This is a genomic window from Streptomyces lomondensis (genome assembly GCF_014651035.1).
Lineage (GTDB): Bacteria > Actinomycetota > Actinomycetes > Streptomycetales > Streptomycetaceae > Streptomyces > Streptomyces lomondensis.
Genome location: NZ_BMWC01000001.1, coordinates 1504826 through 1518737 on the forward strand (window position 1 = coordinate 1504826; position 13912 = coordinate 1518737).

17 protein-coding genes are annotated in these 13912 nt (G+C 67.9%); 13 read left to right on the forward strand and 4 right to left on the reverse strand.

All coding sequences use genetic code 11. The annotated features are described in order from the left end of the window. The first annotated feature begins 24 nt into the window (after positions 1-24). The 6 genes from sufD to IE255_RS06550 are packed head-to-tail and all read left to right on the forward strand — an operon-like array spanning position 25 to position 4367. Positions 25-1206, forward strand: a complete 1182-nt coding sequence (sufD, locus tag IE255_RS06525) for a Fe-S cluster assembly protein SufD (RefSeq protein ID WP_190049132.1) — start codon at positions 25-27, stop codon at positions 1204-1206. Continuing rightward, on the forward strand, positions 1206-1526 hold the full coding sequence (locus tag IE255_RS06530) for a non-heme iron oxygenase ferredoxin subunit (protein ID WP_190049133.1): 321 nt from the start codon (positions 1206-1208) through the stop codon (positions 1524-1526). Before sufD ends, IE255_RS06530 begins: the two co-directional genes overlap by 1 nt. A 7-nt stretch (positions 1527-1533) precedes the next feature. Further along, positions 1534-2298: a Fe-S cluster assembly ATPase SufC gene (sufC, locus tag IE255_RS06535; RefSeq protein ID WP_190049134.1), complete on the forward strand. Its 765-nt coding sequence runs from the start codon at positions 1534-1536 to the stop codon at positions 2296-2298. Next, positions 2295-3551, forward strand: a complete 1257-nt coding sequence (locus tag IE255_RS06540; RefSeq protein WP_190049135.1) for a cysteine desulfurase — start codon at positions 2295-2297, stop codon at positions 3549-3551. Before sufC ends, IE255_RS06540 begins: the two co-directional genes overlap by 4 nt. Before the next feature lie 16 nt (positions 3552-3567). Continuing rightward, positions 3568-4038 carry a Fe-S cluster assembly sulfur transfer protein SufU gene (gene sufU / locus IE255_RS06545; protein WP_190049136.1) on the forward strand — a complete coding sequence of 157 codons (471 nt, stop codon included), beginning with the start codon at positions 3568-3570 and terminating at the stop codon, positions 4036-4038. After that, positions 4035-4367: a metal-sulfur cluster assembly factor gene (locus IE255_RS06550; protein WP_009187969.1), complete on the forward strand. Its 333-nt coding sequence runs from the start codon at positions 4035-4037 to the stop codon at positions 4365-4367. Before sufU ends, IE255_RS06550 begins: the two co-directional genes overlap by 4 nt. A 52-nt stretch (positions 4368-4419) precedes the next feature. Here IE255_RS06550 and IE255_RS06555 read toward each other — a convergent pair whose 3' ends face one another. Then, positions 4420-5253, reverse strand: coding sequence for an AbfB domain-containing protein (locus tag IE255_RS06555; protein ID WP_190049137.1), 834 nt, complete (start codon positions 5251-5253; stop codon positions 4420-4422). A 181-nt stretch (positions 5254-5434) separates the two neighbouring features. On the opposite strand from IE255_RS06555, the gene IE255_RS06560 reads away from it, so the two are divergent. The 3 genes from IE255_RS06560 (at position 5435) to dapD (ending at position 7413) form a co-directional block, all read left to right on the forward strand. Continuing rightward, complete coding sequence (locus tag IE255_RS06560) at positions 5435-5755, forward strand: DMT family transporter (protein WP_190049138.1); 321 nt, start codon at positions 5435-5437, stop codon at positions 5753-5755. Continuing rightward, a complete protein-coding gene (locus IE255_RS06565; protein WP_190049139.1) occupies positions 5755-6303 on the forward strand; it encodes a TetR/AcrR family transcriptional regulator in 549 nt (182 codons plus the stop codon). The genes IE255_RS06560 and IE255_RS06565 overlap by 1 nt, the downstream gene beginning before the upstream one ends. Positions 6304-6423: 120 nt before the next feature. Next, the gene (dapD, locus tag IE255_RS06570) at positions 6424-7413 is read left to right on the forward strand and encodes a 2,3,4,5-tetrahydropyridine-2,6-dicarboxylate N-succinyltransferase (RefSeq protein ID WP_190049140.1); all 990 of its coding nucleotides are present in this window, start codon (positions 6424-6426) and stop codon (positions 7411-7413) included. A gap of 170 nt (positions 7414-7583) precedes the next feature. Here the strand turns inward: dapD and IE255_RS06575 are convergent, their stop codons facing one another. Further along, the gene (locus tag IE255_RS06575) at positions 7584-8999 is read right to left on the reverse strand and encodes a hypothetical protein (protein WP_190049141.1); all 1416 of its coding nucleotides are present in this window, start codon (positions 8997-8999) and stop codon (positions 7584-7586) included. A gap of 446 nt (positions 9000-9445) precedes the next feature. Here IE255_RS06575 and IE255_RS06580 point away from each other — a divergent pair, with 446 nt between their 5' ends. Continuing rightward, positions 9446-10006: an HD domain-containing protein gene (locus IE255_RS06580; protein WP_190049142.1), complete on the forward strand. Its 561-nt coding sequence runs from the start codon at positions 9446-9448 to the stop codon at positions 10004-10006. Here IE255_RS06580 and IE255_RS06585 read toward each other — a convergent pair. Both IE255_RS06585 and IE255_RS06590 read right to left on the reverse strand, forming a co-directional pair. Next, a complete protein-coding gene (locus IE255_RS06585; RefSeq protein WP_190049143.1) occupies positions 9994-10464 on the reverse strand; it encodes an NUDIX hydrolase in 471 nt (156 codons plus the stop codon). The two genes, IE255_RS06580 and IE255_RS06585, sit on opposite strands and share 13 nt — an antisense overlap. 104 nt (positions 10465-10568) lie before the next feature. Then, positions 10569-11300, reverse strand: a complete 732-nt coding sequence (locus tag IE255_RS06590; RefSeq protein WP_190049144.1) for an XRE family transcriptional regulator — start codon at positions 11298-11300, stop codon at positions 10569-10571. A 162-nt stretch (positions 11301-11462) separates the two neighbouring features. Between IE255_RS06590 and IE255_RS06595 the strand changes: the two genes are divergently transcribed. From IE255_RS06595 to IE255_RS06605, 3 genes are read left to right on the forward strand one after another with little or no spacing between them, the layout of a single operon-like run. Beyond that, the gene (locus tag IE255_RS06595; protein ID WP_190049145.1) at positions 11463-11819 is read left to right on the forward strand and encodes an SCO3933 family regulatory protein; all 357 of its coding nucleotides are present in this window, start codon (positions 11463-11465) and stop codon (positions 11817-11819) included. Positions 11820-11822: 3 nt separating this feature from the next. After that, complete coding sequence (locus IE255_RS06600) at positions 11823-13178, forward strand: FtsK/SpoIIIE domain-containing protein (RefSeq protein ID WP_190049146.1); 1356 nt, start codon at positions 11823-11825, stop codon at positions 13176-13178. A 44-nt stretch (positions 13179-13222) separates the two neighbouring features. Next, complete coding sequence (locus IE255_RS06605) at positions 13223-13900, forward strand: DUF2637 domain-containing protein (protein WP_190049147.1); 678 nt, start codon at positions 13223-13225, stop codon at positions 13898-13900. Positions 13901-13912: the final 12 nt, after the last annotated feature.

Genomic DNA, 13912 nt, shown 5'->3' on the forward strand with positions numbered 1-13912 from the left:
CAGAAAGCGAGCACTACGACAGCCATGGCTGAGGCTCAGACAATCCCGGTGGGCTCCACCACCGCCGGCCAGATCGCGGTGGCCGCAGAGTCGACCGTCGCCACGCGCATGAGCGCGCCCCCCTCCTTCGACGTCGCGGACTTCCCCGTTCCGCACGGCCGTGAGGAGGAGTGGCGGTTCACCCCGCTGGAGCGCCTGCGCGGGCTGCACGACGGCACCGCCGTCGCCACCGGCGAGGGACTGAAGGTGGAGATCCAGGCCCCCGAGGGCGTCACCGTCGAGACCGTCGGCCGTGACGACGCCCGGCTCGGCAAGGCGGGCACCCCGGCGGACCGGATCGCCGCGCAGGCGTACTCGGCGTTCGAGAAGGCCGGCGTGGTCACCGTCCCCAAGGAGACGGTCCTCACCGAGCCGATCCGGATCGCCGTGCACGGCGAGGGCGGGACCGCCTACGCCCACCAGGTGATCGAGCTGGGCGCCTTCGCCGAGGCCGTCGTCGTCATCGACCACACCGGTGACGCGGTGCTCGCAGCCAACGTCGACTACCTCCTGGGCGACGGCGCCAAGCTGACGGTCGTCTCCGTCCAGGACTGGGACGACAAGGCCGTGCACGTGGCCCAGCACAACGCCCTCGTCGGCCGGGACGCCTCGTTCAAGTCGGTCGTGGTCACCTTCGGCGGCGACCTCGTGCGGCTGCACCCGCGTGTGTCCTACGCCGGCACCGGCGGTGAGGCCGAGCTGCTCGGGCTCTACTTCACCGACAAGGGCCAGCACCAGGAGCACCGCCTCCTGGTCGACCACAACACCCCGCACTGCAAGTCGAACGTCGTCTACAAGGGCGCGCTCCAAGGCGACGACGCGCACGCCGTGTGGATCGGCGACGTGCTGATCGAGGCCAAGGCCGAGGGCACCGACACCTACGAGATGAACCGCAACCTCGTCCTCACGGACGGTGCGCGGGTCGACTCGGTGCCGAACCTGGAGATCGAGACCGGCGAGATCGTCGGCGCCGGTCACGCCTCCGCCACCGGCCGCTTCGACGACGAGCAGCTCTTCTACCTGATGGCCCGCGGCATCCCGGCCGACGAGGCCCGCCGACTGGTGGTCCGCGGCTTCTTCGCCGAACTCGTCCAGCAGATCGGTGTCGACGACATCGAGCAGCGCCTTCTCGTGAAGATCGACGAGGAGCTGGAGGCGTCGGTCTGATGACGGCCTTCGTACGCGCCTGCGGACTCGGCGAGCTGGAGGAGGACACCCCGAAGCGGGTGGAACTCGACGGCACGCCCGTGTCCATCGTGCAGACCGAGGGCGAGGTGTTCGCGATCCACGACATCTGCTCGCACGCGAACGTCTCCCTGTCGGAGGGCGAGGTCGACGACTGCCACATCGAGTGCTGGCTGCACGGCTCGCGCTTCGACCTCCGCTCCGGCAAGCCCGACGCCCTTCCCGCGACGCGCCCCGTCCCCGTATACCCCGTAAAGATCGAAGGGGACGACGTGCTCGTCTCCCTCACCCAGGAGTCCTGAGGCACCCATGGCAACGCTTGAAATCCGAGACCTGCACGTCACCGTCGAGGTCGAGAACGGCACGAAGGAAATCCTCAAGGGTGTCGACCTCACCGTGAAGCAGGGCGAGACGCACGCCATCATGGGCCCCAACGGCTCGGGCAAGTCGACCCTCGCCTACTCCCTCGCGGGACACCCGAAGTACACGATCACCGGCGGCACCGTCACCCTCGACGGCGAGGACGTCCTGGAGATGTCCGTCGACGAGCGCGCCCGCGCCGGCCTGTTCCTCGCCATGCAGTACCCGGTCGAGGTCCCGGGTGTGTCGGTGAGTAACTTCCTGCGCACCTCCGCCACCGCCATCCGCGGCGAGGCCCCCAAGCTGCGCACCTGGGTGAAGGAGGTCAAGGAGGCCATGGAGCGCCTCAACATCGACCCGTCCTTCGCCGAGCGCAACGTCAACGAGGGCTTCTCCGGCGGTGAGAAGAAGCGCCACGAGATCCTCCAGCTGGAGCTGCTCAAGCCGAAGGTCGCGGTCCTCGACGAGACCGACTCCGGCCTGGACGTCGATGCGCTGCGCGTCGTGTCGGAGGGCGTGAACCGCGTCCGCGAGACGGGCGAGGTCGGCACGCTGCTGATCACCCACTACACGCGCATCCTCCGCTACATCAAGCCCGACCACGTGCACGTCTTCTCCGGCGGCCGGATCGTCGAGTCCGGCGGTGCCGAGCTCGCCGACAAGCTGGAGGAAGAGGGCTACGAGGCATACACGAAGGGTGGCGTATCCGCGTGACACAGCTGCCGGGCCTCCTCGACACCGAGGCGCTCCGCAAGGACTTCCCCATCCTGGACCGGCAGGTCCACGACGGCCGGAAGCTCGTGTACCTGGACAACGCGGCGACCAGCCAGAAGCCGCGCCAGGTGCTGGACGCACTCAGTGAGTACTACGAGCGCTACAACGCCAACGTCCACCGCGGTGTGCATGTGCTCGCCGAGGAGGCCACGGCGCTGTACGAGGGCGCGCGCGACAAGGTCGCGGATTTCATCAACGCGCCCTCGCGCGACGAGGTGATCTTCACCAAGAACGCCTCCGAGTCGCTCAACCTCGTGGCGAACATGCTGGGCTGGGCCGACGAGCCCTACCGCGTGGACTCCGAGACCGAGATCGTCATCACGGAGATGGAGCACCACTCCAACATCGTGCCGTGGCAGCTGCTCGCGCAGCGCACGGGCGCGAAGCTGAAGTGGTTCGGCCTCACCGACGACGGCCGCCTGGACCTGTCGAACATGGACGAGGTCATCACCGAGAAGACGAAGATCGTCTCCTTCGTGCTGGTCTCCAACATCCTCGGCACCCAGAACCCGGTCGAGGCGATCGTGCGCCGCGCCCAGGAGGTCGGTGCGCTGGTCTGCATCGACGCCTCGCAGGCCGCGCCGCACATGCCGCTGGACGTGCAGGCCCTCCAGGCCGACTTCGTGGCCTTCACCGGCCACAAGATGTGCGGCCCGACCGGCATCGGCGTCCTCTGGGGCCGCCAGGAGCTGCTGGAGGACCTGCCTCCGTTCCTCGGCGGCGGCGAGATGATCGAGACCGTGTCGATGCACTCGTCGACGTACGCCCCCGCCCCGCACAAGTTCGAGGCGGGCACCCCGCCGGTCGCCCAGGCGGTCGGTCTCGGCGCGGCGATCGACTACCTCAACTCGATCGGCATGGACAAGATCCTCGCCCACGAGCACGCGCTCACCGAGTACGCGGTGAAGCGGCTGCTGGAGGTCCCCGACCTGCGCATCATCGGCCCGACCACGGCCGAGGAGCGCGGCGCGGCGATCTCCTTCACCCTCGGCGACATCCACCCGCACGACGTGGGCCAGGTCCTCGACGAGCAGGGCATCGCGGTCCGGGTCGGCCACCACTGCGCCCGGCCGGTCTGCCTGCGCTACGGAATTCCTGCGACCACGCGAGCGTCGTTCTATCTGTACTCCACGCCGGCTGAGATCGACGCACTGGTCGACGGCCTGGAGCACGTACGGAACTTCTTCGGCTGAGAGGCGTGCGGAAACCGTGAAGCTGGATTCGATGTACCAGGAAGTCATCCTGGACCACTACAAGCACCCGCACGGCCGGGGCTTGCGGGATGGCGACGCCGAGGTGCACCACGTCAACCCGACGTGCGGTGACGAGATCACGCTGCGCGTGAAGTACGACGGCACAAGGATCGAGGACGTCTCGTACGAGGGCCAGGGCTGCTCGATCAGCCAGGCGAGCGCGTCCGTGCTGAACGACCTGCTCGTCGGCAAGGACCTCTCCGACGCGCGGAAGATCCAGGAGACCTTCCTGGAGCTGATGCAGTCCAAGGGGAAGATCGAGCCCGACGACGCGATGGAGGACATCCTGGAGGACGCGGTCGCGTTCGCCGGGGTGTCCAAGTACCCGGCCCGGGTCAAGTGCGCCCTGCTGAGCTGGATGGCCTGGAAGGACGCGACGGCCCAGGCGCTGGGCGGAGCCGACGCCGAGAAGGAGACGACGGCATGAGCGAGACCGTGGAGATGAAGCCGGCTTCGGAGGAGGAACTCCGCGAGGCCCTGATGGACGTCGTCGACCCCGAGCTGGGCATCGACGTCGTCAACCTGGGCCTGATCTACGGCATCCACGTCGACGACGCGAACATCGCGACCGTCGACATGACCCTGACGTCGGCGGCCTGCCCGCTGACGGACGTCATCGAGGACCAGGCCAAGTCCGCCACGGACGGCCTGGTGAACGAGCTGCGCATCAACTGGGTCTGGATGCCGCCGTGGGGCCCCGACAAGATCACGGACGATGGCCGGGAGCAGCTTCGCGCGCTCGGGTTCAACGTCTGATCCACCGGCTGACGTGGGGCGGCACCTTCCGGGGTGCCGCCCTTACGCATGCTCAGGCCAGCCCGGCGACCATCTGGAACGACGCGTCCGAGTGGTACCGGTGGCTGTTCTCGTAGGGGTCCAGGCGGATCTGGAAGTCGCGGTGGCGCAGGAAGCGGCCCGGGTAGTTGACCGACTCCAGGCTGAGCGTGCCCGACGGGGACCAGTAGTGGGGGCAGAACGTGGCGTCCTTGCGGAAGAGGGAGGAGCCGTCGTTCGTGTTCGCGACCAGGACGAAGCTGCGGTGGCGGAGGTAGCGGCCGTCCGCCGTCCTGAAGGAGTAGCAGGAGGGATCGGCGAGACCGGCGACGCGCCGGAAGGTGGCGTCCTCCCGCTGCTCGGGTCCGGAGCCGATCTGGTCCAGGCGGACGTAGCCGTCGCGCACGCGCCAGTGGCGGTCGGGGTAGTTGACCGAGCGTATGGAGGTGCCGTCGGAGGCCGGCGGCTTCGAGGGCTTCGACGGCTTCTCGGACGCCGGCGGCTTGGGTGCCTTCTCCTGCGGCTTCGGCGTGGGGGCGGCGCTGGTGGGCGCGCTCGTGGTGGGGGTGGGGGACGGGCGGCCGCGGTCCGCGTCCGGGGTGGGGGAGCCGCTCTTGGAGGGCGTCGCGAAGGAGATCAGGCCGCCCGGGGCCGAGCTGCCGAGCGTGGTCGGCTCCGCCGCCTGGGGGGCCGGCTCGCCCGACTCGTTCTCCAACACGGTGATGGCCGTGACGCACGCGCTGACCGTGGCCAGGGCGAGGGCGCCCGCCAGCCAGAGCCGACGCGTTCCCGGTGCCCGGGTGGTGTCCGGGGCCCAGCCGCTCTCCCAGGGGCGGTCCTGCGGCGGCCGGGACTTCTCTTCTGACATGCGCTGTTCCTCCGGCGGGGCACCCTTGACGGCGGCGCAGTTGTGGGGGCCCGGTGTGTGATCGGTGGCCACCGTAGTGGACCTGCGGGACTCCTGGGGCGCGTTTGGTGAGAGCGATTTCTCTCCGATATCCACGACCCCGTTGCGTACGGTCGTACACATGTTGCGTACGCTTGTACACATGGGTTATCTGCTGCTGGCCGGCGCCATAGCCGCCGAAGTGGGCGCGACCACCGCCATGAAGTACAGCGACGGCTTCAGCAGGCTCGGGCCCTCGCTGCTCACGCTCCTCGGCTACCTCGTCTCCTTCGGGCTGCTCGCGCAGACGCTGAAGACCGTCTCGGTCGGCACGGCCTACGCCATCTGGGCCGGGGCCGGCACCGCGGCCATCGCCACGATCGGGATCGTCTTCCTGGGCGAGGGCATGACCGTCGCCAAGGCCGCCGGGATCGCGCTGATCATCGCCGGGGTCGTGGTGCTGAACCTGGGAGGTGCCCACTGATGCCCCGGCGCCACGACCCCGAGCGGCGGCAGCGGATCATCGACGCGGCGATCCGGGTCGTCGGCACCAAGGGCATCGCGGGGCTGAGCCACCGCACCGCCGCCGCCGAGGCCGACGTGCCGCTCGGTTCCACGACGTACCACTTCGAGACCCTCGACGAGCTGCTGGTCGCGGCGCTGCGGCAGGCCAACGAGGGCTTCGCCAAGGTCGTCGCCGGGCGCGGCGGCCTGGAGGACCCCCGGACCGACCTGGCGGCCGAGCTCGCCGGGTGGATGGGGGAGTGGCTCGCGGGCGACCGTACGGGCGTGGAGCTGGAGTACGAGCTGTACCTGGCCGCCCTGCGCCGGCCCGCCCTGCGCCCCGTCGCCGCCGAGTGGGCCGCGGGAGTCGCCGAGCTGCTCTGCCGGCGTACGGATCCCGTCACCGCGCGGGCCCTGGTGGCGATCATCGACGGCATCTGCCTCCAGGTGCTGCTGACGGGGGTGCCGTACGACGAGGCGTACGCGCGGGAGGTGCTGGGGCGGGTCCTCGCCGGGGCCCGCGGGTGAGGCCGGCGGCGGGGTGTCCGTGCTGCTGAGAGGCTCCTCCGCGGGGCGGATACCGCCCGTCCCGTGAGACGCCCCCGCACCGGTTCGCATCGACCGCCGTCCGCCGGTTAGGTTGCCCTCATGACCGACACGACTGCTCCTCGCACCACCGGCGCCGTGGCCGCCGGCCTCGCCACGATCGCCGCCGACGGCACCGTCCTCGACACCTGGTTCCCCGCGCCCGAGCTCGTCGACGAGCCCGGCCCGTCCGGCACCGAGCGGCTGACCGCCGAGCGTGCCGCGGAGCTGCTCGGCGGCGGCGCGACCGCGGCGATCGGCCCGGACGCCCGCCGGGGCGTCGAAGTGGTCGCGGTCCGCACGGTCATCGCCTCGCTCGACGAGAAGCCGATCGACGCGCACGACACCTACCTGCGCCTGCACCTGCTCTCCCACCGCCTGGTCAAGCCGCACGGCCAGAGCCTGGACGGCATCTTCGGCTTCCTCGCCAACGTCGCCTGGACCTCGCTCGGCCCGGTCGCCGTCGACGACCTGGAGAAGGTCCGGCTCAACGCCCGCGCCGAGGGCCTGCACCTCCAGGTGACCTCCGTCGACAAGTTCCCGCGCATGACCGACTACGTGGCCCCCAAGGGCGTCCGGATCGCCGACGCCGACCGGGTCCGCCTCGGCGCCCACCTCGCCGAGGGCACCACCGTCATGCACGAGGGCTTCGTCAACTTCAACGCCGGCACGCTCGGCACGTCGATGGTCGAGGGCCGTATCTCCGCCGGTGTCGTGGTCGGCGACGGCTCGGACATCGGCGGCGGCGCCTCGACGATGGGCACCCTGTCCGGCGGCGGCAACGTCATCATCTCCATCGGCGAGCGCTGCCTGATCGGCGCCGAGGCGGGCGTCGGCATCGCCCTCGGCGACGAGTGCGTCGTCGAGGCCGGCCTCTATGTCACCGCCGGCACCCGCATCACGATGCCCGACGGCCAGATCGTCAAGGCCCGCGAGCTGTCCGGCGCCTCCAACATCCTCTTCCGCCGCAACTCGGTCACCGGAACGGTGGAGGCGCGGCCGAACAACGCGGTGTGGGGCGGGTTGAACGAGATCCTGCACAGCCACAACTGATCACGGGCGGCCGTGACCTGCGGCCGCCTTATCGATCAACGTCCTGACCTGCTGCTGAGCTGTCGGCAGTTGTCGACGTTGGTCATCGTTGAGCGCCCTTCCACGGCCCGAGGACGGCCCGGGAGGGCGCTCGTGCATGAGCCCTGACTTCTGTTGCCCGCCTGCCTGGTCTACTTGCTTCTAGCTTGCGCGCTCAGAATGACCTCGAATGCCAGGAACCGAACGAGCTCAATGTCCGGCCACAGAGCTTCCGCCTCTTCACTTTGCGGTAGCAGTGCCGGAACACTCTCAAATTTTGGATCATCCTTGGCGTGCACAATTCGGTTTCGGATTCTGTAAACCCGGTCTGCAACTTGGTGCGGTAGCGGCTTTGTTCGATTTTCGGTATTTATGCTTTCGATAATGCCGTGGATTGGCCCGTTCTTCGTGAAGTGCTTCCCCCAGTCGCTTTCAGTGAAGAAGTCGACAAGACTCCCTCCCCGAACGAACTCTTCCAGGAGAGTCCTCAGTTGCATCGATTCTGACACTGCCGCCGCATTTTCGCCGACCGTGAGAAGTCGCATCAGGTACTTGTCGTCGCGGCGATCGAAGCGCGGGTCTGAAAGCTCCAGTTCTAGTTTTCGGATTGCGCTCCGACGTGTCGCAAGTGGGAAGAAATTTTCTAGTACTTGATAGTAGGAGAGGAATGACAAGGGTGGGTTGCCGGATGCACTCCCTGCAAATCCGAAGAGAACGGAAACTTCTGGGTCGATTTTCGTTTGAGGGAAGCGTACGACCCTGTTGGGGCGAGCGCGCCGAAAGGGGCGGCGATCAGATTTAGAGGGCCAACGAGCGACACGAGCCTTGATATTGTTTCGTACGTCAAGTTCGTAGATGAGAGAGTTAATGATTGGTTCGGCTTCGTCTTCGATCTCAGGCACGGTCATCTCTCGACCGAACTCGATCTTCAGGCTTGCGAGGTATCTCGGGCGAACTGTAAAACCTTCATTGGCGAGAACGTGACAGACTGGAGATGGGCTGGAAAGCTCCATGCAGCAGCGTTCGTCGACAAGGTGCAGCCTAAACTGCTCAATATTGCCTCCGACGCGCGGGAGTGCGAGGGTGGGGAAGGCGCGCTGATTGCTTTCGCTATGCTTGCGGCAAGTGTCAAAATCGTCAGCGACGAGCCTAGTGAATGACCGCACGAGCTGATCCCGAATCATGAATTGCGTGTTCGGGCGTAGTAGAACCTCGATGTAACCTTGGTCTTCGAGTACAATACCGGCCCACCGTGTGGAGACGCGTGGCTTGTGATTCAGCTGCTCAAGTAGCTCTGCGGCTCGGTCGCGGGGCAGGTGTGTTTCATCGGAAGTGCTGCCATCCCACTTCGGGTTCGGCTGAAAGATGAGACGAGAATTTTGAATCTGCTTGAAGTCGATTTCGTAACTGGCGAGCTTTCGAATTAGATTCTTTTCTAGATCTGTGGGTGCGCCAGGGTCGGGCCGTACACTTCCGCTTTCTTCTTCGCTGGTTTCTTCTGAGACTTCTTCTTCGACGTCCGGCCAATCGCCCTCGGCCCTCTCGTTGGCCGCGTCCTGACCCGTCATGTTTCCCCCACTCGTTCGTGCTTGTGTTGGTAGATCGTAGTGGCAACGACGGGTCGGCGGAGCGGCTTTGGGCTGGAGCTGCTTTGGGGCGAGTGATCATGGCCCCGTAAGCTTCCGGCGAGTCGGGCAGTCTGTGGACCTGCCCGTTAAAGCACGACGTTGGGGCCATGATCTTAGAGGCTCGCCCCAAAGTGGCTGCCTAAAGCCGTGGAGCCGACCGCCCCAGCCACAGAGGGTGTCTCCCGCTTCCTTGCCCGCAGTCGCCGAGCGCGCCGCCGGGCGCGGCCAGCCGGGGCGAAGACAGGAGGCAGGCCGCGCCGCAGAGGCGGCGCGCGCCCGCGCCGTGCGCGGGCACTTGATGAAGTAGGGAAACTCTTACCGCGACAGAGATTCAGCGGCCGGTCTCCGGCTTCAGCGACATGCGCAGTTGGGCTACCGTGCGATCTATGACCTCTGGACTGGACACGCCCCCAGGTGCGGCCGAGCTGGCCGAATCGCTCTTGCCTCCGCTCGGGAACCGCTGGCTGCACACTCAGGCCGTGGCGGCGCGTGCTCGTGAGGCTTCGGCGGCTGTGTCCGTAGAGGATCAGGATCTCCTCGTCGCTGCCGCGTGGTTGCACGACATCGGCTATGCCCCGGAACTGCGGGAGACGGGATTCCATCCCCTCGACGGAGCTCGCTACCTGGAGACGCTAGGGGCGCCGTCCCGGCTCGTCCGGCTGGTCGCCCACCACTCGGGTGCCGTGTACGAGGCCGAACAGCGTGGGCTGTCGGGAGAGTTGGCCGTGTACGAGCGGGAGGACTCTCCCGTCCTTGACGCCTTGATCTACGCCGACATGACGACCGGTCCGGCTGGACAGTCCTTCGACTTCGACCGCCGTATCGACGAGATCTTGGAGCGGTACGAGCCGGGCAGCGAAGTGCACAACGCGATCAGCAAGGCGCGTCCGTACCTCGGGGCCGCCGTGGAACGGACGCGCGCTCGCCTGGGTGATCAGCCGACGTAAGGCTCCGGCCGGTTCGCCAACCCGTGATCGATCCGCATCCGCATCGACGGATGGATGTTCAGGCTGTCCAGCCGACTGGGGTGGACGAACGCCACTTCCTTGCTCTCGCTGCTGGTGCGCAGCTCGCCGCCGACGATGCGGGCCTGGAAGCAGATGGAGAACTGCTGCCGCACTTCACCGTCGTCGTACGCCATGACGTGGGCCGGGTTGGTGTAGGTGCCAACCAGGCCAGTCACCTCGACGTCGAAGCCGGTCTCTTCTTTCGTCTCCCGTACGGCTGCGTCGGGTGCTGACTCGCCGACGTCGACCCCGCCGCCGGGCAGGGCCCAAAGGTCGTTGTCCGTCTTGTGGATCAGCAGGATTTCCCCGGCGTCGTTCAGCGCCACCGCGGTTACGGACGGGACGATGCTGTTCGCCTTCGGGGCGTTCGGATCGTTGAAGTAGTCGACTCGGGCCATGTCTCCAGCCTCGCACGTCTGGCAGGTAAGCCGAGATGTCCGTGGACCAGGTGCCGGTTCCGCCGGCGCCCCCAGCCCTGGCCCCCGAAGACGCCGAGCCGTTGTTACGCGGGCCGACCGCGCTCCCATGTGTAGTCGAAGCTCCGCATGTAGTGCCGGAAGGTGCGGGCGCCGGGGATGTACCGGAAGTGCAGCACCGGGTTCTGACCGGCCGGTGCTCCGAGCACGTGCGGGTTCACCAACACGTCGTCGTCGAACCGATAGATCGAGTTGTACAGGATCGTGTCGTGCAGCCGGACCTCTACGCCCGGCGTCGTCATCGCCGGTTCGAGGTAGCGCCGGGTGATCCGGGCACGCGCGGCCAGGTCGCCACCTATGCCTTCCTCTTCGCCGCGCTGGCGGACCATCTCCGAGTCGGGGTCGCCGAGCAGGACCCGGACCTGGGCTCCGGCCTTGGCCTTGTCCACCAACTCGTAGGGTAGATCGGGGTGGTTGTCGAAGAGGAACAGGCCCGCGTACACGAGGATGTCCACCTGGTCCTTCGCCTTCTCGATCAGCGATGACCACAGTGCGGCCGGTACGGCGCCCCGGTGCGGGTAGTACGTGATCAGCTCAGACGTGCTCGCAGACTCTGCCTGCTTCTCGACGGTGGGCCATAGGTAGACCTCGTCGACGCCGAGGAAGCTCGCGGCCTTCCAGCGGTGCCCCCGGTGCGGCGTGCGGTTGGTCGTGATCCAGCGCTCCACGCTCTTGGGGTCGACCCCAACGTGCTGGGCTACCGACTGGATGGTCTCGCCCTTCGCTGAAATCGCCGCGCGCAGACGCTCGTTCGCCATGGCGTGCCCTCTCGTGGGACGTATCGGGGACGTTTTGACGATAACTCAGACGTCCCTAAACGTCCATACGGACCGTGATGCGTCCACCACCTCTCGCGGTCTCCTGATCTCACCGGCGATGAACGCCGGTTCCAAAACTCCCTCAGATCAGGAGAACAGACGATGCGTCAGATTCCCGTCGACACCTCCACTGCGACCGTGATGGTCGCCCAGACCCCGGAGCCCAAGGTTCGTGACCGCCGTACCGGCGAGATCGCCACGGACGCCGAGACGGGCGCGAAGCTGATGACGGTGAGCGTGATGTTCGCCCTCAACGGCGAGGTCGAGATCCTGAACGTCACCGTGCCGGAGAGCGGCATCTCGGACGAGCTGGCGATGGGTACCCCGGTCGCGCTGACGGGGCTGATCGCCCGGCCGTGGGAGAACGAGTTCAACGGCCAGAAGCGCCACGGCATCGCGTTCCGTGCGGTCGCCGTCACCTCGCTCGCTGCCGGTGCTGAGCAGGCGAAGGCGGCCTGAGCCATGACCTGGCTGTCCGTCGCCCTGGTGCTGGTCGTCGCCGCTGCGGGTCTCCTGCGGTGGCGGCGCCCCGCCTGGTACTGGCTGACCTTCGGCGTCACCCTGGCGACCCTGCGGGTCCTCCTCCGATACCCGTCCGTGATGGACGCCTGCGGCCTGACCGTTCCGGCTCCCCGCTGGCGCCTGGCCCTGGCGCGGGTGACCAACCGTCCCGTTCCCGGCCCTCGGGCTCCGCGCATCCTGCGGGTACGACCGACCCGGACCGGCCTGGTACTGCGCCTGAAGCTCCGGCCCGGGCAGGACGCCTTCGACGTGGCGGCGTCGTGTGATCGGCTGCGGCATTCGTTCGCGATGTACGGCGTCACCTCCCGCGAACTGCGCTCCGGCGTGATCGAAGTGCGGATGACCGGCTATGACGTGCTCAAGCGGGTGCAGATGCCTGCCAAGTGCGACACCCGGCCGATGCGGATCCCGGTCGCCCTGCGCGAGGACGGAGCCGTTCACTTCAGGGACTACCGGGCTGTTCCACACGCGCTCACGCTCGGGGCCACAGAGTCCGGCAAGTCCGTCTACCAGCGCAACCTGGTGGCCGCGCTTGCCCCGCAACGGGTCGCGTTGGTGGGCATCGACTGCAAGCGAGGAGTGGAACTCTTCCCGCTGGCCCGTCGGTTCTCTGCGCTGGCCGACAACCCGGACACCGCCGCCGAGCTCCTCGACGCGCTTGTAGAGCACATGGAAGAGGTCTACCAGCTCATCCGCGCCGAGCAGCGAATCACGGCGGACGTACCGGATGCGGAGATCGCTGCCGACATCTGGGACCTGCCGGAAGATCTGCGGCCCGTGCCGATCGTGGTCCTGGTGGACGAGGTCGCCGAACTCGCCTTGTTCGCAACCAGGGAGGAGGAGAAGCGCCGAGACCGGATCATCACCGCCCTCGCGCGGCTGGCACAGCTCGGCCGGGCGGCCGGGATCTACCTGGAGATCTGCGGGCAGCGCTTCGGCTCCGAACTCGGCAAGGGCATCACCATGCTGCGCGCCCAGCTCACCGGCCGCACCGCCCACCGCGTCAACGACGAGTCCAGCGCGAACATGGCCCTCGGCGACATCGCACCGGATGCCGTCCTGGCCGCGATCCAGATCTCTACCGACACGCCCGGCGTCGCCATCACGGGTGACTCGACCGGCGGTTGGGCCCGGATCCGAGCTCCGCACACTTCGCTTCGGCAGGCCGTCAATACCTGCAACCGGTACGCCGATCTGGTCCCGGACCTTCCTGCCTTGGCTCCCTTCCGGCCCGCACTCGGCGGTCCTGAGCCGATCTCGGCCCCGGCCGTCGAGTCCGCCCCGGCCGCTGCCTGATCCCGCCTCGTCCTTTGCCCACCCCTCGTGAAGGAGGTGACGACATGACCCGCTCGATCCGCCCCGACGCCGTCCTGGTTCAGGCCGTGATCGCCGGAGCCCTGTCCTTCGCCCACCTGCATGACCTGGCCGCCGCTGCTGGACAGACGGGCTGGAAGGCATGGGCTTACCCGGTCAGTGTCGACCTGCTTCTGGTTGCCGCGTGGCGACGGCTCCGCAATGACGGGCCGTCCCGGCTGGCCTGGTGCTGGTTCATCGTCGCCCTGTTCGCCTCGCTGGGCGCCAACGTCGCCACCGCCGGGTTCCTGGACCTGGAACACCCACCCGCCCTGCTCCGGCTCGGCGTCGCCGGGTGGCCCGCCCTCGCCTTCCTCGGCGGCACGCTTCTCGCCCATGCACCCCGGTCCTCCGGTGACCCGGTGCCGGATCCGCCGGCACCGGCAGCCCCGGTCACCGAGCCGATTCCGGAGCCGGAGCCCGAGTCGGTCCCGGCCGTTGACGACACCCCGGAGCTTCCGGCTGCCGAACCCGCCCCGGCTGAGCCTGCCCCCGCCGTGCCTGCTCCTGCTGTGCCGGTCCCGGCCGCGCTGGTCGACCACGCTCGCAAGGTCGCCGACGACCACCGCGCCCGTACCGGTTCGCCGATCGACACCGACACCTTGCGCGCTCGCCTCGGCGTCCCGCCCCAGCTCGCCAACGCCATCGCCGCCCGACTCGCTTGACTCGAAGGGAGA